Below are 25,462 nucleotides of genomic sequence, written 5' to 3'. Positions count from 1 at the left end.
GTGACATGAACCACATCGCGCCCGGCGCCCGCGCCGGGATCTACCATTACGACGAGATCGACCGCCGCTTCGTCGGCGAACGCGTCGAGCAGTTCCGCAAACAGGTCGAGCGCCGTCTGGCCGGCGAGCTGACGGAGGAGGAGTTCAAGCCGATCCGGCTGATGAACGGCCTCTACCTCCAGCTCCACGCCTACATGCTGCGCATCGCCGTGCCCTACGGGGTGATGAGCGCGGTCCAGCTCCGCAAGCTGTCGGAGATCGGGCGGAAATACGACCGGGGCTACGGCCATTTCACCACGCGCCAGAACCTGCAATACAACTGGATCAAGCTGGAGGACACCCCGGCGATCCTGAACGAGCTGGCCGACGTGGACATGCACGCGCTGCAAACCAGCGGCAACTGCGTGCGCAACGTCACCACCGACCAGTTCGTCGGCGCCGCCGCGGACGAGGTCGTGGACGGCCGCGTCTACGCCGAGATCCTGCGGCAGTGGACGACGCTGCACCCCGAGTTCACCTATCTGCCGCGCAAGTTCAAGATCGCCATCTCGGGCGCGTCGAGCGACCGCGCCGCCGTGCGCGTCCACGACGTCGGCCTGCTGGCCCGGCGCAACGAGGCGGGCGAGGCCGGCTTCACCTTCTACGTCGGCGGCGGTCTGGGGCGCTCGCCCTTCATCGGCAAGCTGGTGCGCGAGTGGGTCGCCGAGGAGGACTTCGTCGCCTATCTCGAAGCGATCCTGCGCGTCTACAACCAGTACGGCCGGCGCGACAACATCTACAAGGCGCGCATCAAGATCCTGGTCCACGAGTTGGGCCTCGACACGTTCCGCCAGGAGGTCGAGGAGGAGTTCGAGCGGCTGCGCGGCCCGAAATACCGCATGGCCCCGGAGATCGTCGCCGAGATCCGCAAGCATTTCGCCCCGCCGCCCTTCGAGGAGCTGGCGGAACGCTCCGACATCCTGGAGCGCGCCAAGGCCACCGACCCGGCCTTCGCCAACTGGGTGGCGGTGAACGTCGCGGAGCACCGGGCTCCCGGCTACGCCATCGCCACCATCTCGTTGAAGCCGCCCGGCGGCATCCCCGGCGACGCCACCTGCGACCAGATGGACCTGATCGCCGATCTGGCCGAGCGCCACAGCTTCGGCGAGCTGCGCGTCAGCCATGTGCAGAACATCGTGCTGGCCCACGTCAAGCAGGACGAGCTGTACGACCTGTGGCAGCAACTCGACGCCGCCGGGCTGGGCACCGCCAACGCCGGGCTGATCGGCGACATCATCGCATGCCCCGGCCTGGATTATTGCGCGCTGGCCAACGCCCGCTCCATCCCGCTGGCGCAGGCGATCTCGGCCCGCTTCGCCGACCCGATCCGCCAGCGCACCATCGGCGAGCTGGGCATCAAGATCAGCGGCTGCATCAACGCCTGCGGCCACCATCACATCGCCGCCATCGGCATCCTGGGCGTCGACAAGAAGGGCACCGAATTCTACCAGATCACGGTGGGCGGCGACCCGACCCTGACGACCGCCATCGGCGACATCCTCGGCCCGGCGGTGACCGAGACCGAGGCGGTGGACGCCATCGAGGCCATCGTCGAGGTCTATCTGGCCAACCGGACCGGAGAGGACGAACGCTTCGTCGACACCCTCAAGCGCGTCGGCCACGCCCCGTTCAAGGAGAGAATCTATGCCGCTGATTGAGCAGGGCCGCGTCGCCGAGGATTCCTGGAGCCTCATCCCCGACGGGGAGCCGGTGCCCAACGACCGCCCGGCCATCATCAGCTTCGAGCGCTGGCAGGCCGAGCGCGCCAGCTTCGACGGCCGCAACGCCAAGCTGGGCGTGCGTCTGAAGGGCGGCACGCTGGCCGGCGCCGTCGCGGCCGACCTCGACCGCTTCGCGCTGGTCGCGGTGGAGTTCCCGAAGTTCCGCGACGGGCGCGGTTTCTCCACGGCGCGCGAGCTGCGGGAGCGCTATGGCTACACCGGCGAGATCCGCGCGGTCGGCCATGTGATTCCCGACCAGTACCAGTTCCTGATGCGGACCGGCTTCACCTCGGTCGAGGCGCCGGAAGGCACCAACGTCGAGAGCTGGGCCGACGCCCTGACGGAGATCACCGTCGCCTTCCAGCCCAGCCTGGACGACACGCAACCGCTGTCCCTGCTCCGCCGCAGATTGGGCGCGGGGTAAAACGCCCTCTCCCGCCCCGGGAGAGGGAGGGGACCCGCGAAGCGGGGAGGGTGAGGGGCTATCGGGACATGGATTTCGTACCACACCCGATAGCCCCTCACCCGGCCCTGCGGGCCACCCTCTCCCGGGGCGGGAGAGGGAAAACCTCAATGCGAAAGCAGCAGCGGCACCGGGCAGGTCCGCAGCACGTGCCGCGTCCCGCTGCCGCGGTGCAGGAACGGGAAGCCGTAATGGCCGTGCGCGCCCATCACCAGCAGGTCGGCGCCGGTGTCCATGCTGCGGGCCAACAGCGCGTCCATCGCGCCGATGTCGGTCACGGTGAAATGCGTCTGCTCCGCCTTGATCCCGTGCAGCGCCAGATGGTCGAGCACGCCGACGCGCGGGGTTTCGGCCTGACTGGACGCCGCCTGGGTCAGCACGGTGATGACCGTCACCTCGGCGGCCCCCTCCAGCAGCGGTAGGGCGTCGGACAGGGCGCGGGCGGCCTCGCGCTCGGCGTTCCAGGCGACGGCGACGCGCTTGCCGATCACCGGGAAGGTCCCGGCGTAGGGGATCACCAGAACCGGGCGGCCGGAGTTCAGCACCACCTGCTCGTTCAGTTCCTCCGGCGCGCCGAGCGAACCGATCTCGCGGTCGTATTGGCCGAGAATCGTGAGGTCGGCGAAGCGCGACCAGATGATGACCTCGCGGATCACGTGGTTGTGCTCGCCGTGGGTCAGCCCGTGCCACTGGCCTTGCAGGCCCGACGCGGCGAGCTTTTCCTTGAACAGCGCCTCGCTGGCCGCCGCCGCTTCGGTCAGATGCTCGCTGGGGCGGCGGGCGATGATGCTGGTGGCGTTGCGGTCGCCTTGCGCGAACAGGCCGCGCAGGAAGGCGCCGTGCTTGGTCGCCAGCGCGACGGCGGCGTCGAGCCGCGTCCCGACATGCGGGCTGGAATCCAGATGGACCAGGATGTGTTTGTAGGGCATGGCGCTTCTCCCGCTGTCTTGATCCGGCCCTAAGCCCTTGATGGGGATCGCCGGGCCGGTGATTGTTTCATGGTGCCATCATGTGTATGCGCAGCAAGCCTATCGAAGATGCGGCGAAGTGTCGCGGCCTCGAAAGGGGACGCCGCGCGGGTCACGGGCTCTCCACGAAGCGCCGCAGCGGGCTGTCACCCACCGGCCAGACGCCCCGGTCCGTCGCCTTGCCACCGTCGAAGACCAGCCAGCTCTGCCGCCCGTAATGCGGCAGGGGCCGCAGCAGGGCCTGCAAGGCGGCGGCGTCCGCGCCGGACACGGCCAGCACCGGGGCGCGTTCCGGCGAGCGGATGGTCCACACCCGCGCGCTTCCCCGGCCAGTCAACGAGGCTGGAACCGGCGGCAGGCCACGCGCGGCCAGCGCCGACGCGACCCCCTCGTCGGTGCCGACCAGCAGCAGCGGAACGCCCGGACCCTCCACCCCCTTCCCCGCCTTGCCGTCCAGCAGGCGGGCGGCGAGCGTCTGGGCCGCAGCCCTGGCCTCCCCCTCCGGCGCCGCGAGCACCATGGCGGTGCCCGGATGCAGGGTCACGTCGCGCAGGATCGTGGCCGTCTCGCCGGGATCGAGCCGGCGGAACAGATCCATGCCGGGATCGACCGCCACCGCCAGCGGGCGGGCGGCGACGCGTAGGGTCGCGGTGGTCTCGCGGCCGTCCAGCCGCACGCGGTGCCGCTCGACGCCGTTCGCGGTCTCGACTTCCACCGGAACCGACAGGGCGTAGGGTGGATCGGCCTCCTGCCGCAGGGTCAGCGCGACGGAGTCGCCCTCCATCCGCGCGCCGACCAGGGTGAGCGACGGCGCCCCCCGCCGGTCGAGCCATTGCGCGAAGAAGCCTTCGAGGTCGCGCTTGGCGGCCCCCTCGAAGGCCTTGCGCAGGTCGCTCCAGCCGGCGTCCTGGAAGGCGTGGCCCGCCCAGAACCCGCGCAGGCCCCCGTCGAAGGCCTCGGATCCGATCTCGTCGCGCAGCATGTGGAACAGCAGCGCCACCTTGCCGTAGCCGACGATCTGCGAGGCGTCGTGGCTCTTCACGCGAAACTCGGTCAATCGGCTGTCGCGCTCGGGCGGCAGCGCCGCGTAGTCGCGCAGCCAGTCCAGCCGCATCGCCCGCCCGGCGGCGGGGTCGCGCGCCTGGGCGGCGGCGTGGTCGGCCAGATAGTTGGTCAGCCCCTCCGACCAGTTGCCGCCCTCGCCCACCCGGACGCCGTTGCCCCACCAGTTGTGGAGGATCTCGTGGGTCAGCGACTGGCTCCGCACGAAGGGCAGCGGCAGCACCGCGCGGCCCAGCGCCGTCAGCCCCGGAAAGCCCAGCCCGACCGGCGGCGGCACCGAGACGATGGAGAGCCCGTCGAAGGGATAGGGACCGATCCGCGCCGCGTAGCCGTCGATGCTCCGAGCGGTCAGGTCGAGATACTCCTCGGCCACCGGCGCGTGCTCCGGATGGCCGTAGACGCGCAGGCGGAGCGTGCCGTGCATCCGCTCCGCGACCGTCCAGGCCCCGGCGAACAGCGAGGGCTCCTCGACGCTGCGGGTCTCCTCGAAGACGGCGCGGTAGAAATCGGCCCCACGAGTCTCCTCCACCAGCCGGCCGGTCGCCACGGCGAGGAAGGGCGCCGGCACCCGCACCGACAGGCGCCAGCTCGGCGGCTCCAGGCCGGTGGAGGGCAGCCAGCCCGACAGCCCCGGTAGGAAGGCGCCCTCGGCCCCGGCGGCGCGGTCAGTCCTCGCGGCGAAGGCCGGCAGGGTGCCGCCGTAGCGGATCAGCACGTCGTCCGCTCCGTCCGGCACGGTCAACCGCAGGCGGTCGCCGTCGCGCCGCACCGGCAAGGAACGGCCGGCGACGCTGGCCTCGCGCACCGCCAGTTCCGGGGCCAGCCGGAACTCCCGCGCGCCGGGCGGCAGGCGCAGGCGGTCCGACACCTCCAAAGTCCCGGCGGCGGGATCGAGGGTCACGTCGAGGTCGTGGTGGACGGCCGCCGCCCGGACCGGGGCGATCACGCCCAGGACCAGGGCCACGACCATCAGGACGGGGGCGAAGCGCAGGATCGGCATGCCCCCAGCATAGGCGGCTTCCGCCCTACGGCACCAGCACCAGAACGCCGCCGGATCCCCGCCCTTCCAGCGTGCGGTGGGCCTCGGCGGCGCGCTCCAGGGGCAGGACCGTCACCGGTCCGGCGCGCAGGCCGCCGGCCACCCGGCCCAGCACCTCGGTCGCCGCCGCGCGGTAGGTGGCGGGATCGGCCATGTAGCCGAACACGCTGGGCCGCGACAGGCTGAGCGAGCGGCGCGGCCCGATCTCCGTCACCTCCAGCGCCGGGATCGGTCCGGCGGCCTGCCCGACGCTGGCGACCGTGCCGAAGGGGCGCACGGCGTCGAGCGTCCGCTTGAGCGTGTTGCCGCCGATGCCATCCACGGCGAAATCGACCCCGCGCCCGCCAGTCAGCGCGCGGACCTCCGCGACGAAGTCGGTGTCGCGGTAGAGGATGGCGTGGTCCAGCCCGTGGTCGCGGGCGATGGCCCCCTTGTCGGGGCTGCCGACCGTGCCGATCACGGTGGCGCCCAGGCTCTTGGCCCATTGGGTCAGGACCAAACCCAGCCCGCCCGCCGCCGAGTGGACCAGCAGGACGCTGCCCGGCCCGACCGGATGGACGCGGGTCAGCAGCATGTGGGCGGTGATGCCGCGCAGCAGCAGGGAGGCCGCCGCGACCGGCTCCACGCCATCGGGCAGGCGGACCGCGCGCTCGGCCGGCAGCAGGCGCGCCTCGGCGTAGCCGCCCGCCGGCAGCCCGGCCCAGGCGACCCGGTCGCCGACGGCGAAGCCGGACACCCCCGGCCCGACCGCCTCGACGGTGCCGGCCGCCTCCACCCCGAGCACGGCGGGAAGCGCCGGCAACGGGTACAGCCCGGTGCGGTGGTAGACGTCCACATAGTTGACGCCCGCCGCCGCGTGGCGGATGCGCAGTTCCCCGGCGCCGGGCGGCGGCAAGTCGATCCGGTCGATCGTCAGAGCGTCGGGACCGCCGGGCCGGTGCAGGCGAATGGAGCGGATCATGGAAAGGCCTTTCCGTCATCGGTTGCGAGGAGCGGACGGTATCCCGTGGCTTCGCGCCCGGACATTCGGCATGATCGCCCAGGTTCCGGGGATTTTTGCGCAGAGGGTGGCATGAACTGGGATGACCTCCGCGTGTTCCTGGCGCTCGCCCGCAGCGGCAGCCTGTCGGCGACGGCACGGGATCTCGGTGTCGACCACAGCACGGTGGCCCGCCGGGTCGCGGCGCTGGAGGCCGCGCTGGGCGTCCGGCTGTTCGACCGCCTGCCGCGCGGCTACGCCCCGACGGCGGAGGGCGACGCCGTCGCCGGGCTGGCGGGCCGGGTGGAAGACGCCGTGCTGGCGGTGGAGCGCCACGCGCAGGGCCAGCCGGGCGAGCCCGCCGGCCTCGTCCGCCTGTCCGCCCCGCCGGCCTTCGCCAGCCATTTCCTGACGCCGCGTCTGGCGGGGCTGCGGCGGCGCATGCCCAGGCTGGTGGTGGAGCTGGTGGGCGACGCCCGCGCCGTCAGCCTGACCCGGCGCGAGGCCGACCTCGCCGTCCGCCTCAGCCGGCCGGAGGACGAGGGGCTGATCGCCCGGCGGCTCGGCGCCATGGGCTACGGCCTCTACACCACGCCCGGCTATCTGGAGGGCCGCGCCCCGGCCGACTGGGAGTTCATCGGCTACGACGAGAGCATGGACCATGTCCCGCAGCAGCGCTGGCTGCGGGGCCTGATGGACGGGCGGCCCTTCGCCTTCCGCGCCAACGATCTGGTGAGTCTGCTCGCCGCCGCGCGGACGGAGGTGGGGATCGCCGCCATCCCGCATTTCCTCGGCCGCCCCGACCCGGCCCTGGTGACGATCCCCACCGCGACCGAGCCGGAGCCGCGCGAGCTGTGGCTGCTGGTCCACCCCGATTTGCGGCGGTCGGCGCGGGTGCGGGCGGTGATGGACGCGCTGATCGACATCGTGACCGCCGAGCGCGCGTTGCTCGAAGGCTGACGCGCCCCGTCAACCGCCGTGGCGGCGGACGGCCTGATAGAGCCGGTGCAGCGCGACGTCACGGATGCCCAGTTCGTCGAGATGCTCGACGGTGTTGGCGAGGTACTCGATGTTCGGCCCGCGCGCGCCGCAGCAGCCGGCGATCCGTTCGACGACGACGCCGTCGTCCAGACAGCCGCAATACTGCCGGCTCTCGCGGTCCACGATGAAGCAGCAGGCGTCCACCGCTCCGGCGCCCTCCGCCGACAACCCGTCGCGCAGGCGAACGCGCAGGATCTTCGGGCGGTAGACCCGGTTGTCCATCTCCCGTTCCCAGAGATAGTCCAGCGCGTCGGGTACGTGGTCCGCCGCGACGCGGAAGACGATGCCCCGGCAGGAGCCGCCCCGGTCGAGGCCCAGCACCAGCCCCGGCCGTTCCGGCGTGCCCCGGTAGCGGTGCGAGGCGACGCAGAAGCGCCGGTGGTAGCCGCCCAGCGTCGCCGCGTGGCGCTCGACGAAGGGGAAGCCCGGATTCCACATCAGGGAGCCGTAGCCGAAGACCCAGAGATCGGCGCCCGGCGTGACGGCGATGTCGGACGACCAGACGGGACGGAGGGCGCTGTGCGTGTCGCTGTGCGAATCGGGCGGCATGATCCGGATGGCGCGACCGGCGCGACGGCTGCGCCGGGAAGGGGGAAGCCTAGCATGGCTCCGTCCCGGTCGCTATAACGGGACCGACACGGAACGGACGATCCCACCGATGCGATTCCCCAAGCTGCGCGGCCGGTTCGGCCTGATTCTGGTTCTGGTCGTGGCGCTGCCGCTCGCCGGCTACGCCGTCTGGTGGTGGCAGGCCGCCCGCGCCGTCGAACGCGGCGTCCTCGCCTGGATCGAGGAGCAGCGGACCAACGGCGCGCTGGTCGAGCATGGCGGGCTCACGGTTGGCGGCTTCCCCCTGATCCTGCGTGCGGTGCTGGAGCAGCCCCATCTGGCGCTGCGCGGTGCCGAGTGGCGTGGCCCCCGGCTGGTCGCCGAGGCGGCGCCGTGGAAAGTCACCCATGTGGCGCTGAGCCTGCCGGGCGAGCAGCGGCTGACTCTGGTCCAGGCCGGCCAGCCGCCGCTGGACGTGACCGCGCGCGGCGGCGGGACCGGGCAGGCGGTGTGGACGCTGGTGGGCAGCGTCGAGCAGATGCGCCTGTCCTTCACCGATCTGGTCGCGCAGGCGGCGGAATTTCCGGTTCCCATCGCCGCGCTGGAGATCAGCGCGGCCCAGCCGAGCGCGCCGCCGGCCGACCACACCGCCACCGGCCTCACCGTGTCGATGACCGCCAACGGGGTGACGCTGCCGGAAAGCGCGCCGCCGTCGCTGGGCCGCTCGGTGACCAAGGCCGAGCTGACGGCGCGCGTGCTGGGCCGCCCGCCGCGTCCCGAGCCGGCCAGCCTGTCCGCCTGGAGCCGCGACGGCGGCACGGTGGAGTTGGACCGACTGGGGCTGGACTGGGGTCCGCTGGCGGTCGCGATGAACGGCACGCTGGCGCTGGACGGCCAGCTTCAGCCGCAGGCCGCGTTGACGGCGGAAATCCGTGGGGCGAACGCCGTGCTGGACGTCCTCAAGCCGATGATGCGCCCGAACGAGGCGGCGCTGGCCCGCACCGTGCTGACCATGCTGGCGCGCCCGAGCGGGCCGGGCGGCGAACCGGTGATCACCGCGCCGGTGACCGTGCAGAACCGCGCACTTTACCTCGGCCCGCTGAAAATCGCGGCGATGCCGATCGTCGCGTGGTGACACCGACTGCTGGTATCACCAATCAAAGCAGGCGGAAAGGCAACAGGTCCGGGGTCGTATGACGGTTCCGTGAAGAGGGTGTCTTGTTTCACAGCGCCGATCTGGTCAAAGTGACGCACCCCTGCGCGGCTTCCCATGGTGTGTCCGCCGATGTGTCGTTTCCTTGCCTATTGCGGTGAGCCGGTGCTGCTGGAGACCCTGGTCTGCACGCCCTGCCACTCGCTGATCGAGCAGTCCATGCACGCGGCCGAGGCGAAGACCGAGACCAACGGCGACGGGTTCGGCGTCGGCTGGTACAGCGAGCGCACCGAGCCCGGCCGCTACTGCGAGATCCGCCCGGCTTGGTCGGACGAGAACCTGCAATCGATCTGCAGCCATGTCCGCTCGCACCTGTTCTTCGCCCATGTGCGGGCGGCGACCGGGACGGCGGTCAGCCGGGCCAACTGCCACCCCTTCAAGGCCGGGCGCTTCCTGTTCATGCACAACGGCCAGATCGGCGACTGGACCCGGCTGCGCCGCAAGGTCGAGGCGATGATCCCCGACCACCTCTACGCCACCCGGACCGGCACCACCGACAGCGAGGCGATCTTCCTCGCGGCGCTGGGCCAGGGGCTGGAGGAGGATTCGGTCGGCGCCTTCCGCAAGGTCCTGCACGCGATCCGCGACGAGATGGCGGCCACCGGAGTCACCGCGCCGCTGCGCTTCACCGCGACCTGGACCGACGGCGAGCGGGTGTGGGCGGTGCGCTGGGCCTCCGACAACAAGCCGCCCAGCCTTTACTGGCGGGCCAGCGGCGACGGGCTGATCGTGGTGTCGGAGCCGGTCGACGCCCAGCGCGACCAGTGGCGCCCGGTTCCGTCCGGCGGCGGCTTGGTCGCCCGCGTCGGCGGCGCGCCGGAAAGCTTCACCTTCCACTAACCTCGGACATCATCAGAGACAAGGCGACAGGCGCTCGCTGGGCAGCAGGATCGTCACGGAGGTCCCCTGCCCTGGCACGCTGTCCAGTTCCACGCTGCCGCCGTGCAGTTCGGCGAATCGGCGGACGATCGGCAGACCCAGCCCAATCCCCTCGTGCTGGCGCACCAGCGTGCGTTCGGCCTGGACGAAAGGGTTGAAGATCAGGCCCAGAATGTCGGGCGGAATCCCCGGCCCGTCGTCGCGGACGACGACGGCCACGCCGTCCGGACGCCGCTCGACCGAGGCCAGGACATGGCCGTCGGACGGCGTGAACTTCACCGCGTTGTCGAGCACGTTCAGGATCATCTCGCGCAGCCGCCGCTGGTCGGCGCGCACCCGGAACGGAGCGCAGGGCCGCACGGCCATCGTCAGCCGCTTGGGGTCGGCCTTGGGCGCCAGCATGTCGACGCAGCCCGACAGCAGCTGCGGCAGGTTGACGTCGGATTCCTGCAGCTCGATGGCCCCGGTGGAACCGCGCGTGTAGTCGAGGATGTTGTTGACCATGGTCAGCAGCGCCTTGCCGCTTTCCTCGATCAGCTTGGCGTATTCGATGTATTCGGGGTGGCCGAGCTTGCCCATCCCCTCGCTGCCCAGCACGTCGGCGAAGCCGATGATCGAGTTCAGCGGCGTGCGCAGCTCGTGGCTCATCACCGACAGGAAGTCCAGCTTGGCGCGGTCGGCCTGCCGGGCGGCGTGCAGCGCGCCGGTCAACTCGACCGTGCGTTCGGCGACGCGGCGCTCCAGGTCGCGGTTCTGCTCGGCGGCGATCCGGTAGAGCGTGCGGATCTCCACCATGTTGCGGACTCGGTGCAGCAGTTCCCAGGCGATGAAGGGCTTGGTCAGGAAGTCGTTGGCGCCGAGTTCCAGCGACTTGCGCCGGGTTTCCTGGTCGGTCTGGGCGGTCAGCACCAGGATCGGCACGTAATCGGCGCCGAAGATCGGCTTCAGCCGCTCCATCAGCTCGAATCCGCTCATGTGCGGCATGCGGATGTCGATGAGCAGCAGGTCGAAGGGCTCGGCCTCGCAGAGGGCCGGAACCTTGCGCGGATCGGTCTCCCCCCGGATGCGGGTGTAGCCGTCGTGGGTCAGGATTTCGCGCAGCAGTTCGACGTTGGACAGGTTGTCGTCCACGATCAGAATGCCGGCGTCCTTGATCCGGCGTTCGAGCGACGGGTCGATCTGGCTTCGGATCATCGGTAGGCGGCCTTCGCGTTCGACATGAACCGTCTGACGAGACCACAAGCCTTGCCGGGACAAAGCCCAAATGCAATCGTTTTATCGCTGAGACCGACAATCGGTCGCGGAAATTACTCTTGCGGAAATCAGGCCCGCTTGTCCCAGCCGCCCCGCTCGTTCTGCTGCCAGTATGTCAGGGCGTGGCCAGCGGCCTTGCACAGCTTCCAGCGGTCGCGCGCGGCGAACACCGCCTCCTCGTCGTTGCCGTCGAACAGGTCGCAGACCAGATCGTAGCCGCCCATCTTGTCGCTGACCGACCCGTCGACCGTGACCAGCACGGTGGCCCCGTTGGGGTTCTCGTCCTCGGCGGTCAGCCAGACCGGCTGCTTGTCGGCGAACCCGTCGCGCGCGGCGCCGTGCGGCAGGAAGGAGTTCGGGTCGTAGGTCCAAAGATGCTGGTTCAGCGCGTCCACCCGCTCCGCCGAGCCGGCCAGCACCACGGCGCGCCAGTTCCGCTCCAGAACCTTTTCGAGGATCTTGGGAAGCGCCTGCTCCAGCGTGCGGCGTTGCAGATGGTAGAAACGGACTTCGGTCATGGAGCGCACCGGCTTGCAAAGCCCTCTCCCGCCCCGGGAGAGGGAGAGGACCCACGGCGATAGGCGTGGGGAGGGTGAGGGGCTATCGGAACATGGATTCGTACCACACCCGACAGCCCCTCACCCTTCCCGCTTTCAGCGGGCCCCTTCCCTCTCCCGGGGCGGGAGAGGGAGATTCGTCATCCCTCGTGGAAATCGGCCACGAAGCGGTCGAGCAGGCGCACGCCGAAGGCCGTGGCGCCCTTCGGCACCGTGGCGCTGTCCTTCTTCGCCCAGGCCACGCCGGCGATGTCGATGTGCGCCCAGGGCAGGTCGTTGACGAAGCGCTTGAGGAACTGCGCGCCGACGATGCTGCCGGCCCCGCCGCCCGAACCGACGTTCTTCATGTCGGCGGCCGGGGTCTCGATCTCCTTGTCGTAGGCGTCGTTCATCGGCAGGCGCCAGACCGGCTGGCCGACCTTCAGGCCGGCGGCCGTCAGGTTCATCGCCAGATCGTCGTCGTTGGAGAACAGCCCGGCGTGCTCATGCCCCAGCGCGGTGATGATGGCGCCGGTCAGGGTGGCGAGGTCGATCATCAGCTTGGGCTTGAACACGTCCTGCGCGTACCACAGACAGTCGGCCAGCACGAGCCGCCCCTCGGCGTCGGTGTTGATGACCTCGATGGTCTGGCCCGACAGCGAGGTGACGATGTCGCCCGGCCGCTGCGCGGTGCCCGACGGCATGTTCTCCACCAGCCCGACGATGCCGACGGCGTTGACCTTGGCCTTGCGGGCGGCCAGCGCGTACATGGTGCCGATGACGGTCGCCGAGCCGCCCATGTCCCACTTCATGTCCTCCATGCCGCCGGCCCCCTTGATGGAGATGCCGCCGGTGTCGAAGGTCACGCCCTTGCCGATGAAGGCGACCGGGCGCTGGTCCTCGGCGTCGCCGTTGCCGTTGTAGCGCATGACGACGACGCGCGCCTCCTGGGCGCTGCCCTGCGCCACGCCCAGCAGCGCGCCCATGCCGATCTTGCGCAGCTTCTTGGGGTCGAGGATCTCGACCTCGACGCCGTATTCCGCCAGCGCCTTGGTGCGGTCGGCCAGCGTCTCCGGGTAGATGACGTTCGCCGGCTCCGACACCAGATCGCGGGCGAAGAACACCGCGTCGGCCAGCCCGTCCAGCGTCGCGAAGGCGGTCTCGGCGGCGTCGGCCTCCTCGACCAGCAGCGTCAGCTTGCGCAGCGACGGCTTGGGGTCCTTCTTGTCGGCCTTCTTGTCGTTGGTCTTGTACTTGTCGAACTTGTAGGAGCGCAGGCGGGCGCCGAACGCGATCTCGGCGGCGGCCTTGGCGCCCGACAGCGCCGCGTTCGCCGGCAGGTCGACCAGCACCGAGGCCTTGTCCGCCGCCTTGTCCAGCGCGGCGAACAGCGTGCCGCCGGCCGATTGCAGGGCGAGGTCGGTGATCTCCTCGGCCTTGCCGACGCCGACCAACAGGATGCGCTCCAGTTCGACGCCCGCCGGGGCCAGCAGGGTCAGCGTCTCGTCCTTCTTGCCGTTGTAGCGGGCGGCGGCCATCGCGCGGGTCAGCGCGCCGCCGGTCTTCTGGTCGAGGCTCTGGCCGAGCGCGCCGAGGCCGCGCTCGGCGGCGACGGTGACGGCGACGATGCCGCTGCTGGGCAGGGACGGCTTGGCGAAGGAGAACTTCATGTGGTCCTCTTGGAAAGGGACCGGAAACGCGGGCGCGCTCCGGATGAAGGGGTTGGGGGAAACCCTACCCCAGCCATAAAGAGCGCGCCACCCCGCCTGTCAAGGCGGCGAAAGGGCCGGAAGGCCCCTTCGCTCGGCGAAAACAGGCGGTATCAGGCGCTGTCAGGCGTCGATGGCCGTGGCCAGTTCCGCCGGATCGACTTCTTCCATGCCGGCGTCCTCTTCCGCAACGGCTTCCTCCGCCTTGCGCTCCAGCACGGCGGCGAAGAAGCCGTCGGTGTCGTGGCGGGCCGGGGTCAGGCGCAGGAAGTCACCCTCGACCGGCGACGGACCGGCCTCCTCCTCCGCCCAGACCTCGGCGATGGGCTTCACCGTGAAGTCGGGGTGGGTCTCCAGGAAGGCCGCGACCTGCCCCTCGTTCTCGTCGTGCAGCATCGAGCAGGTCGCGTAGATCAGCCGCCCGCCCGGCTTCACCAGACGCGCCGCGCTGTCCAGGATGTTGGCCTGCAGGGGCAGCAACTGCTCCAGCCCCGGCCCCAGCTGACGCCAGCGGGCGTCGGGGTTGCGGCGCCACGTGCCGGTGCCCGAACACGGCGCGTCCACCAGCACGCGGTCGAACTTGCGCTTGTGGCGCTTCACCCAGGGATCGCGCTCGCTGGTCAGCGGGTGCGCCTCGATGTTGTGCAGGCCGGCGCGGCGGAACCGCTCGGTGGCGCGCTTCAGGCGCTTTTCCAGCACGTCGCAGGCGACGACGCGGCCCTTGTTCTTCATGCGCGCGGCGATGGCCAGCGTCTTGCCGCCGGCTCCGGCGCAGAAATCCACCACCTGATGGCCGGGCTTGGGCGCCACGGCGAGCGCCACCAGCTGCGAGCCCTCGTCCTGGATCTCGACCAGACCGTCCTTGAAGGCGCCGACGCCGGCCAGCTGCGGACGGCCCTTGACCCGCAGGCCCCAGGGCGACCACTGCGTCGTCTCCGCGACGATCTGCACCTTGGACAGCGCCTTGATCGCGCTCGCCTGGTTGGCCTTCATCGAATTGACGCGCAGGTCGAGCGGCGCCGCTTCCAGCAGCTTCTCCATCTCCACCGCGAAACGGTCGCCGAGCGCGGCGCGCATCGGGCCTTCCGCCCAGTCCGGGCACTCGACGCGCACGGTCTCGGGCATCTCCGGATGGTCGAGCGTGTGGGTGTCCAGCGCGGTGACCAGCGCCAGCTCGTCGTCCGTCAGCCGGGCCGGAGCGAACTTGCCGCCGCTGAACATCTCCAGCACGACGCCGGCGTTGCGGCGCTCCTCCAGCAGCGAATAGGCCAGCACGCGGGCGCGCGGCGTGGCGCGCGGGAAGCCCGTCCGCTCGATCCACCAGCCCAGCCGCGCGTGACGCCGCAGGATCGCGTAGGAGGTCTGCGCGATGTGGGTGCGGTCCTTCGACCCGATGTAGCGCCGGTTGCGGAAATAGGCGCTCATCACCGCGTCGGCGGGGCGCGGGGTCTCGTCGATCTCGGTCAACAGATCGATGACCGCCTGGAGGCGGGCGGCGGGGGTCATGGCGAAGGTCCTGCTGGGAAAAGTCATGGGACGACGGGCGCGAAACGGCGCCGGCCCCGCCCTGTCGATACCGCGTTTGACGGGGTCTTGTCACGCATCGCGCGCAAAGGACCGTGACAACACCGCACGGGCTAGTCCGAAATCGCAAACAGTCGTTGACGGCCTCCCCGCCTCCCGGCAAAAACGATTGGGGGATGTGACCAAGCCGTGACAGCCGCGGCCGGACGTTTCCTGGGCCTTTTTGTGAAAATTCGTGGTCTTGGGCGGGGGCGTGCGCGATGGCGGCGGTCGACGGGAGTGTTGTGCGTGCGGTGACGCGCGCGGCGGCGGTGTGTGGCTTGGCTTTGCTGGCGGCCTGCGCCGGAACCGAGGCGCCGGGAAGCGCCCAGCGCCCGCTGGCGCAGCGGCCCGGCCTGGATCAGGTGGCCCCCGACTTCCGCACGCTCGCCGGCTGGATCGACGACGACCACGCCCAGGCGGTGCCCGCCGTGCAGCGCACCTGCGGCTGGGTGAAGGGACAACCGCCGGGCCGCGCGCTGGGTCCGTTGCGCGCCGCCGGGACCACCGACGATTGGCGCTCGATCTGCGCCGCCGCCCGCGACCTGCCGGCCAACGACCCGGAGGCGGCCCGCCGCTTCTTCGAGACCTACTTCACGCCGGTGGCGCTGGGGTCCGGGCAGGACGGGCTGTTCACCGGCTATTACGAGATCGAGCTGCGCGGCAGTTGGACCCGCACCGAGCGTTTCAACGTTCCGCTCTACCGGATGCCCGCGCGCGGCAAGCGCGGCCTGCCCACCCGCGCCCGCATCACCGACGGCGCGCTGAAGGGCAAGGGGCTGGAGGTGATGTGGGTGGACGACGCGGTCGACGCCTTCTTCCTGGAGATCCAGGGTTCGGGCCGGGTCCAGATGACGGACGGGTCGGTGGTGGGTCTCGGCTACGCCGGGCAGAACGGCCATTCCTATTTCCCCATCGGCCGCCACATCATCGACCGGGGCGACGCCACGCCGGACCAGATGTCGCTGCAGCTGATCCGACGCTGGCTGAAGGAGCACCCGGCCGAGGCGACGGCGGTGATGAACCTGAACCCCTCCTACGTCTTCTTCAAGCAACGCAGCGACGGCGGACCGCGCGGCGCCCGCAACATGGAGCTGACGCCGGGCCGCAGCCTCGCGGTGGACGCCGAGCACATCCCGCTCGGCGTGCCGCTCTGGCTGGAGGTGCGCGAGGCGCCGGTTCCGGGCGGGGCGATCAATCGGCTGGTGATGGCGCAGGACACCGGCGGCGCGATCAAGGGGCCGGTGCGCGGCGACCTCTATTGGGGCCACGGACCGGAGGCGGAGGACGGGGCCGGCGTCATGAAGGCGCGTGGGCGTTACACCATGCTGTCGCCGCGCAACCTGTCCATCGAGACGGCCCAGCGGAAATAGGCGGGACCATGGGCCAAACGATCGAGCTGTGCCGTCTGACCGCCCTGCCCGACCGGGCCGCAGCGCTGGCCGCGCTGGAAGAGATCTTCTTCGCCTCCACGACGCGGACGACGTTCGCCTCACCGGAGGATCGTGCGGCCTTCCTCGCGACCTGGACCGGCTGGTATCTCGCCGACGCCCCCGACGATGTCTGGATCGCGCTGGCGGAGGACGGGACGGTGGTCGGTTACCTGACCGGCTGCAAGGACAGCGCGGGCGCTGAACCCCTCGCCCGGACCATTCCGAAATACACGGACTTCGCCGACCGGTTCGCCGCCTATCCCGCGCATCTTCACGTCAACGTCCGCCCCGGTTGGCGCGACCACGGGATCGGCCGGCAACTGGTCGACCGCTTCGCCGGGGATTGCGCGGCGGACGGCCTGCCCGGCGTGCATCTGGTGACCGGCGTCTTCGCGCGGAACGTGGAGTTCTACCGGCGCGCCGGATTCACCGATGCCCTGCAACGCGGGCCACTGCTGTTTTTGGGCCGGAGGCTGTGCTAGGCAGGGGCCTGTTCCCGTCTGAAAGCCGACCGCCATGTCCCGTCCGCCGCTGCTCATCGAAAGCCCGCAGAACGCCCAGTTCAAGCTGTGGGAATCCGCGCTGGACGGTCGCGGCCTGAAGAAGAACGGCAAGTTCCTGCTCGCCGGGCTGAAGACCGTACCGGAAGCCCTGCGACAGCACCCCGAACGTTTCGAGCGACTGCTGTTCACCGATCCCACGCAGGTCGCCGGCTGGACCTTGCCGGCTGGGGTCGATCCCGTGCAGTTGGCGCCCGCGCTGTTCCGGATCCTCGACGTGTCGGGAACCGGCTTCCCCCTGTTGGTCGGCAACGTGCCGCGCATGCCCATGATCGACCTGAGCCGGCCGCCACAAGGCTTGGAACTGCTCTGCGCGCTGGGCGACCCGAACAACCTGGGCGCCCTGCTGCGCAGCGCCGCCGCGTTCGGCGCGTCGCGCGTCGTGCTGCTGGAGGGCGCTGCCCACCCCTTCCACCCGAAATGCCTGCGCGCGGCGTCGAACGCGCAATTCGCGCTGACCCTGCTGCGCGGCCCGCGTTGGGCCGAGGTGAACACGGCGGCGGGGCCGCTCTACGCGTTGGACGGTGGCGGCGCGGACCTGACCCGTTTCGATTGGCCGGCGGACATGCGGCTGATCCTCGGCGAGGAAGGCCAGGGCGTGCCGGCCGATTGCCCGGCGTGGCGCCTGTCGGTGCCGACGACGGGCGCCGTCGAATCGCTGAACGCCACCGTCGCGGCAAGCGTGGCGCTGTTCGCCCGCTTTGCAACGTTGGGGCATTGAGAGAAAGAGATTGGCCAACGCCGCTTTCACGGCGTTGGCCAGCAGGCGTCGTCTAACCCGTGCCATGTTCTCGCCGATGGCCGAGCGATGCCAAGTCCTCAGCGATCAGATCGGTGAGGAGGCTCGAGGCGGACACGGCTGCGCTTCGCTCAACGGTGATTTTCTACGCGGAGAATCAGCGCGGATGATCAACCGCAACACAAGCCGCCAAGAGTCAGACACTCCTGGCTCTCGGATTACAGCGCCGCGAGGATCGCCTCGGCGGAGGATACCTCGAACTTGCCGGGCGCCTCGACCGCGACGTGGGTGACCTTGCCGTCTTCCGCCACCAGGGCGAAACGCTGGCCACGCGTGCCCAGGCCGTGGGCCGAGCCGTCCATCGTCAGCCCCAGGGCCGAGGTGAAGGTCGCGTTGCCGTCGGGCAGCAGGAACACCGCGTCGCCGACGTTGCCCTTGTCGCCCCAGGCGCGCATCACGAACGGGTCGTTGACGGCGACGCAGACGACGCGGTCCACACCCTTGGCCTTCAACGCCTCGGCGCTCTGGACGAAGCCCGGCAGGTGCTTGGCCGAGCAGGTCGGGGTGAAGGCGCCGGGGACCGAGAACAGGACCACCTTCTGACCCTTGAACAGCTCGTCGGTGGTCACGTCCTGCATGCCGTTGGCGGTCAGGTGCTTCAACGTGACCGACGGGATGGTGTCGCCAACTTGGATGCTCATGTATCTAAACCCTTCCTGATTTTTTTCGTGTCGGATGGTTCCGATGGCGGGGACTCTAGGCACCCCCGGCCGCCGCCGCAAGGCGGGGCGGTGGAGGAAGGGCCGGATATTCCACGTTACGGACGGGCGGCCGTCCTCTGCGCCCCGGCGGCGCGGTCCAGCGCCTCGATCACCGCCGCCTCGCCCAGCAACTCTGGCAGCGCGATGCCCTGCGGCGCGCCCGGACCGTAGACGATGTTGAAGGGGATGCCGTAGCGGCCATGGTCGGCCAGGAAACGGGCGATGGCCTCGTCCGGCCGGGTCCAATCGGCGCGCATGGCGATCAGGGCCGGGTCGTCGAAGCGCGCGGCGACGGCGCCGCGATTGAGCACCAGTTTCTTGTTCGCTTGGCAGGTGATGCACCAGTCGGCGGTCACGTCCACGAACACGCTGCGCCCGGCGGCGACCTGCTCGCGGATCGCCGCCTCACTGAAAGGCACCCAGCGCGCCGCCGATTCGGTGACCGGCGCCGCCGAGGGGCCGACCGCCGCCGGCAGGACGAAGGCCGCCACCGCCAGCAACCCGGCCAGCGCGGGTCCGGCCCGGCGGCCGGCGGCCGGCAGCCGCCGCCCGATCCCCAGCGCCGCCACCAAGCCTAGCATCAGCAACCCGACCCCGACCGCCGCCGCGCCGCCGATCTGCACCGTCAGGACCGACAGCAGCCATAGCGCCGTCAGAGCCAGCGCGAAGCCCATCACCACCCTCAGCGTCGCCATCCAGCGTCCCGGACGCGGCAGCCAGCCGGCCACGCGCGGCCACGCCGCGACCAGCAGGTAGGGCGAAGCCAGCCCCACCCCCAGCGCCGCGAAGATGGCGAAGACCTCCAGCGGCCCCTTGGCCAGCGCGAAGCCGACCGCCGTGCCCAGGAACGGTGCCGAGCAGGGCGTCGCCAGCAGCGTGGCGAAGGCCCCGGTGGCGAAGGGACCGGCCAGCCCGTCGCCGTCCAGCCGGTCGGCCAGCGCGCGGGGCAAGGGCACCTCGAACAGCCCCCACAGGTTGGCCGAGAACAGCGTGACCAGCACCACCATGAAGACGAGGAACAGCGGCTGCTGGAACTGGATGCCCCAGCCGACCGCGCCGCCCGCCGCCTTCACCGCGACCAGCGCCGAGGCCAGAAGCAGGAAGGAGGTCAGGATGCCGGCCGCGCTGGCGAGGAAGCCCGCCCGCACCGCGCGCGGCGCGCGTCCCCCCTGCTTGACGACCGACAGGAGCTTGAGCGACAGCACCGGCAGCACGCAGGGCATCAGGTTCAGGATCAACCCGCCGAGCAGCGCGACGCCCAGCATCGCCGCCAGACCGCCCGACGCCGCCCCGACGCCCGGCACGGCGGTGGCCGGAGCCTCGACCGCGCGGGCGCCGTCGACCAGCGTCAGCGTCAGCGCCCGCCCGGCGAGGTCGAGGCCCTGCGGCGCGTCGGTCATCTGGAGCGTCATGCGGACCCGGCGGTCGTTGTCGAGGAACACCGTCTTGGGCGCGGAAAAGCTGAGCGGCGGATCGGTCTCCACGAAGACGTCGGGGGAGACGAAGCCCTCGGCGGCGGTCGCCTCGACCTCCAGCGCGGCGCCGGAAGCGCGCACCGCGTCGACGGTCAACAGGCCATTGTCCTGGCGCGGCACCAGCGCCTGCGCACGGGCGACGTCGTTCGCCGACTCCGACGGATCGGCCGGCCCGGCCGGAAGCGCCAGCGCGAGCTTGAAGTTTTGCGGCACGCAGATTTCCGAGCAGACCAGCAACTCGGCGTTCAGCGTCAGATCGACCGGCTTGCCGGGTTCGGCCGGGGTGGCGCGGATCGGGAACAGCGCCTCGACGTCGTAGCCGGCCGTCTCGAAGCCCAGAACGGAGAAGCGGTGCGGCGCCGGGTAGGACAGCGCCGCATCCTTCAGGTTCATCGATCCGGTCCAGTCCAGGCGCGGCGCGAATCCGGCGTCGCCGGGGGAACGCCAGTAGGTCTTCCAGCCCGGCTCCAGCCGCAGTTCCAGCCCCAGCGGCAGCGCCGTGAGATCGCCGGTTCCACGCACCGAGGAGACCAGCCGCGCCTCGACCGGCCCGGCCTTGGTCCAGGGTGTTTGGGCCTCCTGGGCCTTGGCCGGCGGCGTGGCCGTCAGGCCGAGCGTGACCGCTCCCAGAAGGACGACCGCAAGAGAGGCATACCTTTTCATCGTCGCCACTGTTCTCATATCTCTAAGGCCACGCGGATCGAGCCGCGCCCATATATAGGTGACAAAGCTTGACCGGTGCTGTCACACTCCGGTGAAAGCGTCACCAGAACGCCCACCACAACCGAACGTTCGGACAGGCATGGCTCCCAAGCCGTTCCCCGACCGACGACCAAGGATACCCGCCCATGCCGCGCCTCACCAAGTCCTCGGAATCGCTGACCGGCCAATTGCTGATCGCCATGCCCGGCATGGAGGATCCGCGTTTCCAGCGCACCGTGATCTATGTGTGCGCGCACAGCGAGGACGGCGCCATGGGGCTGGTCATCAACCGGCTGTTCGGCTCGATCACCTTCGGGGATCTGCTGGAACAGTTGGAGATGGAGGTCTCCCAGCCGGTCAACAACCTGCCGGTCCATTACGGCGGCCCGGTGGAATCGGGGCGCGGCTTCGTGTTGCACTCGACCGACTACGTGCGGGACGGCACGCTGGTGGTGAACGACGAGGTCGCCCTGACCGCGACCATCGACATCCTGCGCGCCATCTCCGAGGATCGCGGCCCGCGCCGCAACCTGCTGCTGCTCGGCTACGCCGGCTGGGGGCCGGGGCAGCTCGACGCCGAGTTCCAGGCGAACGGCTGGCTGAACGTGCCCTGCGACGAGGCCCTGCTGTTCGACACCGACCTCGACGCCAAATGGGAGCGCGCCATCGGCAAGCTCGGCGTCAGCGTCTCCATGCTGTCGGGCGAAGCCGGGCACGCCTGATCCCTCTTTCTGTTCGCGTGCTACTCGGCCCAGCGCGCGGCGGCCTCGTCGTCGCTGCCCTTGGCCTCGACCCAGCGCTCCCCCTCCGGCGTCGCCTCCAGTTTCCAGAAGGGCGCCCTGGTCTTCAGCCAGTCGATCAGGAATCGGCAGGACTCGAACGCCGCGTCCCGGTGCGCCGAGGCGGTGGCAACCAGCACGATCTGGTCGCCCGGTTCCAGCCGGCCGTAGCGGTGGACGATCAGGACGTCGTCGAGCGGCCAGCGCCGGCGCGCCTCCGCCTCGATGGCTTCGAGCTGGCGCTCGGTCATGCCGGGGTAGTGCTCCAGCGTCATGGCGCTGACCGCCTCGCCGCCGGCGATGTCGCGCACCAGACCGGCGAACAGCGTGACCCCGCCGACCGAGCTGCGTCCCGCCGTCAGCGCCGCGTATTCCGCGCCGACGTCGAAATCCTCGGCCTGGACCCGGACCGTCATCTCATCCCCCCGTGACCGGCGGGAACAGCGCGACCTCGTCGCCCGGCCCGATGGGATGGTCGTAGGGGACGTGCTCCTGGTTGACCGCGACCTTGACCACCTTGCTGTTGGCCAGCGCGTCGGCGTGGCGGTCGCTCCGCGTCTTCAGCCAGTCGACCAGGGCGCCCACCGTCGCGACCCCGGCGGGAAGCTCCACCGTTTCGGTCGGCACGCCGATCTTGGTGCGCAGCCACGCGAAGTAGAGAATTTTCATCACGAAACCTCGTTGGAAGGCGGGAGCCGAAGGTTTTGCGTTGGTTCAGCCCCATCGCACTCTAGTCCGCCCCGCCTGCGAGCGCGACGACAGAAAAAGGCGAAGCGGTCACAGGATTGCGGCGGCGATCTCGTCCACCCGGTGGAACAACCGATCCGGCCCGCCGGCCGCCAGTGCGTCCGCCCGCGTGTACCCCCAGGTGACGGCGCCGCAGGCGATGCCGACCCGCCGCGCCGCCTCGATGTCGCGCAGTTCGTCACCGATGGCGAAGACCGAATCCATGGCGAGGCCGGTCGCCTTCAAGACCTTGCGGAACTTGGCGGGCTTGCCGAACACCGATGCGCCGCAGGCGTAATGCGCGACCAGCGCGGCGTTCTCCGGCCCCAGGATGCGCCGGATGTTGTCCACCGAATTGGAACTGACGATGGCCACCGCCACCCCGCCATCCTTCAGCGCGCGCAGCAGATCCGGCACCCCGTCGAACGGCGCGATTCCGCCGATGTCCCGTGCCATCAACCGGCGCATGTGGTTGGCGATGAAGGGCAGCTTCCAGCCCGGTACCCGCAGGTGCCGCATGATCCGGCGCGCGTCGTAACCGCGCAGCAATTCCAACTCATCCGGCTGGACCGGATGAAAACCGTAGCGCTCGGCCACGCCGTTGAGGACGCCGATGAACCAGGGAAAGGAATCGGCGAGCGTGCCGTCGAAATCGAAGATGACGAGTCGGTAGGGCATGGAGCGAGTGGTACCGCAAACCACGCCGCCCGTGAAAGAGGGGAGGACCAGGGCTTCCCCCGATCCTCCCCTCAAGAGTGGGCGCTTCCCGTGTGTTACCGGAAGCCTTCCCCTTCATGCACCGGCTTGACCGGATGCACGTCCCAGATCTCCTTGGCGTACTCGTTGACCGTGCGGTCCGACGAGAACCAGCCCATGCTCGCGGTGTTCAGGATCGCCTTGCGGGTCCATTCCTCGGAGTCGCGGTACAGCTCCATCGCGGCGTCCTGCGCCCGGCAGTAATCGGCGAAGTCCGCCGTCACCAGGAAATGGTCGCCGCCGTCGGTCAGCGCCTGGAGGATCGGGTGGTAGCGGTTGCGGTCGTCGGGCGAGAACACGCCGGTCGAGATCATGTCGAGCGCCCGCTTGAGGCTGGGATTCGACGCGATGACCTCGCGCGGGTTGAAGCCGCCGGACGCCCGCAGATCGTTCACCTCGTCGGCGGTCATGCCGAAGATGAAGATGTTGTCGGGGCCGACATGCTCGCGGATCTCGACGTTGGCGCCGTCCAGCGTGCCGATGGTGAGCGCCCCGTTCAGCGCCAGCTTCATGTTGCCGGTGCCCGACGCTTCCATGCCGGCGGTCGAGATCTGCTCGGAGATGTCGGCCGCCGGGATGATGATCTCCGCCGCCGTGACGTTGTAGTTCGGCAGGTAGACGACCTTCAGGTTGTCGTGGACCGAGGGGTCGTGGTTCACCACCTTGGCCACGTCGTTGATCAGTTTGATGATCAGCTTGGCCATGTGGTAGGAGGGCGCCGCCTTGCCGGCGAAGATCTTGGTGACCGGCACCCAGGAGACGGTCGGGTTGTCGCGCATCTCGTTGTAGAGCGCCACCGTGTGCAGCACGTTCAGCAGTTGGCGCTTGTACTCGTGCATGCGCTTGACCTGCACGTCGAAGATGCTGTCGACCTGCACCTCGTCGCCGGTCTGGCGGGCGATGTAGGCGGCCAGCCGCTTCTTGTTCTTGCGCTTGGCCCGGCGGAACTCCTCGCGGAAGACCAGATCGTCGGCCTTCTCCTTGAGCGCCCCGATCTGCTCCAGATCGGAGATCCAGCCCTCGCCGATGCGCGACGTGATCAGTTCCGACAGGGCCGGGTTGGCCTGCTTCAGCCAGCGACGCGGGGTGATGCCGTTGGTCTTGTTGTTGATGCGGTCGGGGAATTCCTCGTGGAAGTCCGCGAAGACCGTCTGCTTCATCAGGTCGGTGTGCAGCGCCGAGACGCCGTTGACCTTGTGGGAACCGAGGAAGGCCAGGTTGCCCATGCGGACCCGGCGGTCGCCGCGCTCGTCGATCAGCGACAGCCGCGACAGCTTGGCGTTGTCGCCCGTGCCGCGCGCCTTGGAGCGGTTCAGGAACTTGGCGTTGATCTCGTAGATGATCTGCATGTGGCGCGGCAGCACCCGCTCCACCATCCGCACCGGCCAAGCCTCCAGGGCTTCGGGCAGCAGGGTGTGGTTGGTGTAGGCGAAGGTCGCCCGCGTGATCTCCCACGCCGCGTCCCAGCGCAGGGCGTGTTGGTCGACCAGCAGGCGCATCAGCTCGGCGATGCCGATGGCCGGGTGGGTGTCGTTGAGCTGGATCGCCGCCTTGTTGGGCAGGTTGTCGAAGCTGGTGTGGTGCTGGAGGTAGCGGCGCAGGATGTCCTGCAACGAGGCCGAGGTGAAGAAATACTCCTGCTTGAAGCGGAGTTCCTTGCCGGTCTCGGTCGCGTCGTTGGGGTAGAGGACGCGGCTGAGATTCTCCGACAGGATCTTCTGTTCGACCGCCTTCATGTAGGCGCCGTCGTTGAAGTGCCCGAAGTTGAAGTCGCGCGTCGCCCGCGCCGACCACAGGCGCAGCGTGTTGATGGTGTCGCCGCCGTAGCCGACCACCGGCGTGTCGTAGGCCATCGCCAGCACGCGGTCGGCGTCGACCCAACGGTAGGCGCGCTCGCCGACGCTGTCGCGGAACTCCTCGACGCGGCCGTAGAACTGGACCGGGTACAGCACCTCCGGCCGGGCGAATTCCCAGGGGTTGCCAAATTGCAGCCACTGCTCCGGGTATTCGACCTGCCAGCCATGCTCGAAGCGCTGCTCGAACAGGCCGAACTCGTAGCGGATGCCGTAGCCGTAGCCGGGCAGCCCCTGCGAGGCCATGCTGTCGAGGAAGCAGGCGGCCAGACGGCCGAGGCCGCCGTTGCCCAGCGCCGCGTCCGGCTCGGAGTCGGCGACGTCGTCCATCGACAGGCCCAGCCGGTCGAGCGCCTGCCGGCATTCGTTGATGATGCCCAGGTTGGAGAGGCTGTTGGTCAGCAGCCGGCCGATCAGGAATTCCAGCGAGAGGTAGTAAACGCGCTTGGCATCCTCGTGGTAATAGCTGCGCGTCGTGTCCATCCAGCGGTCGACGACGCGGTCGCGCACGGCCAGCGCCACGGTGTGGAACCAGTCGCGGCGTGTCGCGGCACGGGCGTCCTTGCCGACCGAATAGACCAGCCATTCCAGGAATGACCGTTTGAGGCCATCGACATCCAGACTGCGGCGTTCGATTTCACGGGATTTGTACCGAGCGTCCAT

At 70.0% G+C, this 25,462-nt stretch carries 23 protein-coding genes; 9 read left to right on the top strand and 14 right to left on the bottom strand.

Going from position 1 to position 25,462, the window contains the following annotated elements:
- The first annotated feature begins 5 nt into the window (after positions 1-5).
- Complete coding sequence (locus EJ913_RS10040; protein ID WP_126997331.1) at positions 6-1,697, top strand: nitrite/sulfite reductase; 1,692 nt, start codon at positions 6-8, stop codon at positions 1,695-1,697.
- Positions 1,684-2,184, top strand: a complete 501-nt coding sequence (locus EJ913_RS10035; RefSeq protein WP_126997329.1) for a DUF934 domain-containing protein — start codon at positions 1,684-1,686, stop codon at positions 2,182-2,184. The genes EJ913_RS10040 and EJ913_RS10035 overlap by 14 nt, the downstream gene beginning before the upstream one ends.
- A gap of 146 nt (positions 2,185-2,330) precedes the next feature.
- On the opposite strand, the gene EJ913_RS10030 is transcribed toward EJ913_RS10035, so the two are convergent.
- From EJ913_RS10030 to EJ913_RS10020, 3 genes are all read right to left on the bottom strand, one after another.
- Complete coding sequence (locus EJ913_RS10030) at positions 2,331-3,152, bottom strand: universal stress protein (RefSeq protein WP_126997327.1); 822 nt, start codon at positions 3,150-3,152, stop codon at positions 2,331-2,333.
- A 151-nt stretch (positions 3,153-3,303) separates the two neighbouring features.
- Entirely contained in the window at positions 3,304-5,253 is a 1,950-nt protein-coding gene (locus tag EJ913_RS10025; protein WP_126997325.1) for a M1 family metallopeptidase, read from the bottom strand.
- Between the two features lie 25 nt (positions 5,254-5,278).
- Positions 5,279-6,253 carry a quinone oxidoreductase family protein gene (locus tag EJ913_RS10020; RefSeq protein WP_126997323.1) on the bottom strand — a complete coding sequence of 325 codons (975 nt, stop codon included), beginning with the start codon at positions 6,251-6,253 and terminating at the stop codon, positions 5,279-5,281.
- A 111-nt stretch (positions 6,254-6,364) separates the two neighbouring features.
- Here EJ913_RS10020 and EJ913_RS10015 point away from each other — a divergent pair, with 111 nt between their 5' ends.
- Entirely contained in the window at positions 6,365-7,231 is an 867-nt protein-coding gene (locus EJ913_RS10015) for a LysR family transcriptional regulator (RefSeq protein ID WP_126997321.1), read from the top strand.
- A 9-nt stretch (positions 7,232-7,240) separates the two neighbouring features.
- Here the strand turns inward: EJ913_RS10015 and EJ913_RS10010 are convergent, their stop codons facing one another.
- Entirely contained in the window at positions 7,241-7,861 is a 621-nt protein-coding gene (locus EJ913_RS10010) for a gamma-glutamylcyclotransferase (RefSeq protein WP_126997319.1), read from the bottom strand.
- Positions 7,862-7,970: 109 nt separating this feature from the next.
- Between EJ913_RS10010 and EJ913_RS10005 the strand changes: the two genes are divergently transcribed.
- Together EJ913_RS10005 and EJ913_RS10000 are read left to right on the top strand one after the other, a co-directional pair.
- Entirely contained in the window at positions 7,971-8,996 is a 1,026-nt protein-coding gene (locus EJ913_RS10005; RefSeq protein ID WP_126997317.1) for a DUF2125 domain-containing protein, read from the top strand.
- A 150-nt stretch (positions 8,997-9,146) separates the two neighbouring features.
- A complete protein-coding gene (locus EJ913_RS10000) occupies positions 9,147-9,914 on the top strand; it encodes a class II glutamine amidotransferase (protein ID WP_126997315.1) in 768 nt (255 codons plus the stop codon).
- A 12-nt stretch (positions 9,915-9,926) separates the two neighbouring features.
- On the opposite strand, the gene EJ913_RS09995 is transcribed toward EJ913_RS10000, so the two are convergent.
- The 4 genes from EJ913_RS09995 to EJ913_RS09980 form a co-directional block, all read right to left on the bottom strand.
- Positions 9,927-11,147: an ATP-binding response regulator gene (locus EJ913_RS09995; RefSeq protein WP_126997313.1), complete on the bottom strand. Its 1,221-nt coding sequence runs from the start codon at positions 11,145-11,147 to the stop codon at positions 9,927-9,929.
- A 128-nt stretch (positions 11,148-11,275) separates the two neighbouring features.
- Positions 11,276-11,725, bottom strand: coding sequence for a DNA polymerase III subunit chi (locus tag EJ913_RS09990; protein ID WP_126997311.1), 450 nt, complete (start codon positions 11,723-11,725; stop codon positions 11,276-11,278).
- Between the two features lie 179 nt (positions 11,726-11,904).
- Complete coding sequence (locus EJ913_RS09985) at positions 11,905-13,413, bottom strand: leucyl aminopeptidase (protein WP_126997309.1); 1,509 nt, start codon at positions 13,411-13,413, stop codon at positions 11,905-11,907.
- A 162-nt stretch (positions 13,414-13,575) separates the two neighbouring features.
- Complete coding sequence (locus EJ913_RS09980) at positions 13,576-14,958, bottom strand: RsmB/NOP family class I SAM-dependent RNA methyltransferase (protein ID WP_126997307.1); 1,383 nt, start codon at positions 14,956-14,958, stop codon at positions 13,576-13,578.
- A gap of 278 nt (positions 14,959-15,236) precedes the next feature.
- Here EJ913_RS09980 and mltA point away from each other — a divergent pair, with 278 nt between their 5' ends.
- The 3 genes from mltA to EJ913_RS09965 are packed head-to-tail and all read left to right on the top strand — an operon-like array spanning position 15,237 to position 17,729.
- Positions 15,237-16,388: a murein transglycosylase A gene (gene mltA / locus EJ913_RS09975; protein ID WP_126997305.1), complete on the top strand. Its 1,152-nt coding sequence runs from the start codon at positions 15,237-15,239 to the stop codon at positions 16,386-16,388.
- Positions 16,389-16,396: 8 nt separating this feature from the next.
- A complete protein-coding gene (locus EJ913_RS09970) occupies positions 16,397-16,930 on the top strand; it encodes a GNAT family N-acetyltransferase (protein WP_126997304.1) in 534 nt (177 codons plus the stop codon).
- Between the two features lie 34 nt (positions 16,931-16,964).
- Positions 16,965-17,729, top strand: a complete 765-nt coding sequence (locus EJ913_RS09965; protein ID WP_126997302.1) for a TrmH family RNA methyltransferase — start codon at positions 16,965-16,967, stop codon at positions 17,727-17,729.
- Between the two features lie 236 nt (positions 17,730-17,965).
- Here EJ913_RS09965 and EJ913_RS09960 read toward each other — a convergent pair whose 3' ends face one another.
- Together EJ913_RS09960 and EJ913_RS09955 are read right to left on the bottom strand one after the other, a co-directional pair.
- Entirely contained in the window at positions 17,966-18,448 is a 483-nt protein-coding gene (locus EJ913_RS09960; RefSeq protein ID WP_126997300.1) for a peroxiredoxin, read from the bottom strand.
- A 116-nt stretch (positions 18,449-18,564) separates the two neighbouring features.
- Entirely contained in the window at positions 18,565-20,646 is a 2,082-nt protein-coding gene (locus tag EJ913_RS09955; protein ID WP_126997298.1) for a protein-disulfide reductase DsbD family protein, read from the bottom strand.
- Between the two features lie 185 nt (positions 20,647-20,831).
- On the opposite strand from EJ913_RS09955, the gene EJ913_RS09950 reads away from it, so the two are divergent.
- Positions 20,832-21,407, top strand: coding sequence for a YqgE/AlgH family protein (locus tag EJ913_RS09950; protein ID WP_126997296.1), 576 nt, complete (start codon positions 20,832-20,834; stop codon positions 21,405-21,407).
- Between the two features lie 20 nt (positions 21,408-21,427).
- On the opposite strand, the gene moaE is transcribed toward EJ913_RS09950, so the two are convergent.
- The 4 genes from moaE to EJ913_RS09930 form a co-directional block, all read right to left on the bottom strand.
- Positions 21,428-21,880 carry a molybdopterin synthase catalytic subunit MoaE gene (gene moaE, locus EJ913_RS09945; RefSeq protein WP_126997294.1) on the bottom strand — a complete coding sequence of 151 codons (453 nt, stop codon included), beginning with the start codon at positions 21,878-21,880 and terminating at the stop codon, positions 21,428-21,430.
- Between the two features lies 1 nt (position 21,881).
- Positions 21,882-22,133 (bottom strand): molybdopterin converting factor subunit 1, encoded by a 252-nt coding sequence (gene moaD / locus EJ913_RS09940; protein WP_126997292.1) that lies wholly within the window; start codon positions 22,131-22,133, stop codon positions 21,882-21,884.
- A gap of 108 nt (positions 22,134-22,241) precedes the next feature.
- The gene (locus EJ913_RS09935; protein ID WP_126997290.1) at positions 22,242-22,868 is read right to left on the bottom strand and encodes an HAD hydrolase-like protein; all 627 of its coding nucleotides are present in this window, start codon (positions 22,866-22,868) and stop codon (positions 22,242-22,244) included.
- A gap of 95 nt (positions 22,869-22,963) precedes the next feature.
- Positions 22,964-25,462 (bottom strand): glycogen/starch/alpha-glucan phosphorylase, encoded by a 2,499-nt coding sequence (locus EJ913_RS09930; RefSeq protein WP_126997287.1) that lies wholly within the window; start codon positions 25,460-25,462, stop codon positions 22,964-22,966.

Source organism: Azospirillum doebereinerae, assembly GCF_003989665.1.
Lineage (GTDB): Bacteria > Pseudomonadota > Alphaproteobacteria > Azospirillales > Azospirillaceae > Azospirillum > Azospirillum doebereinerae.
Note: the sequence above shows the minus strand (reverse complement) of the source record. Positions and strands in the feature narration are given on the sequence as shown.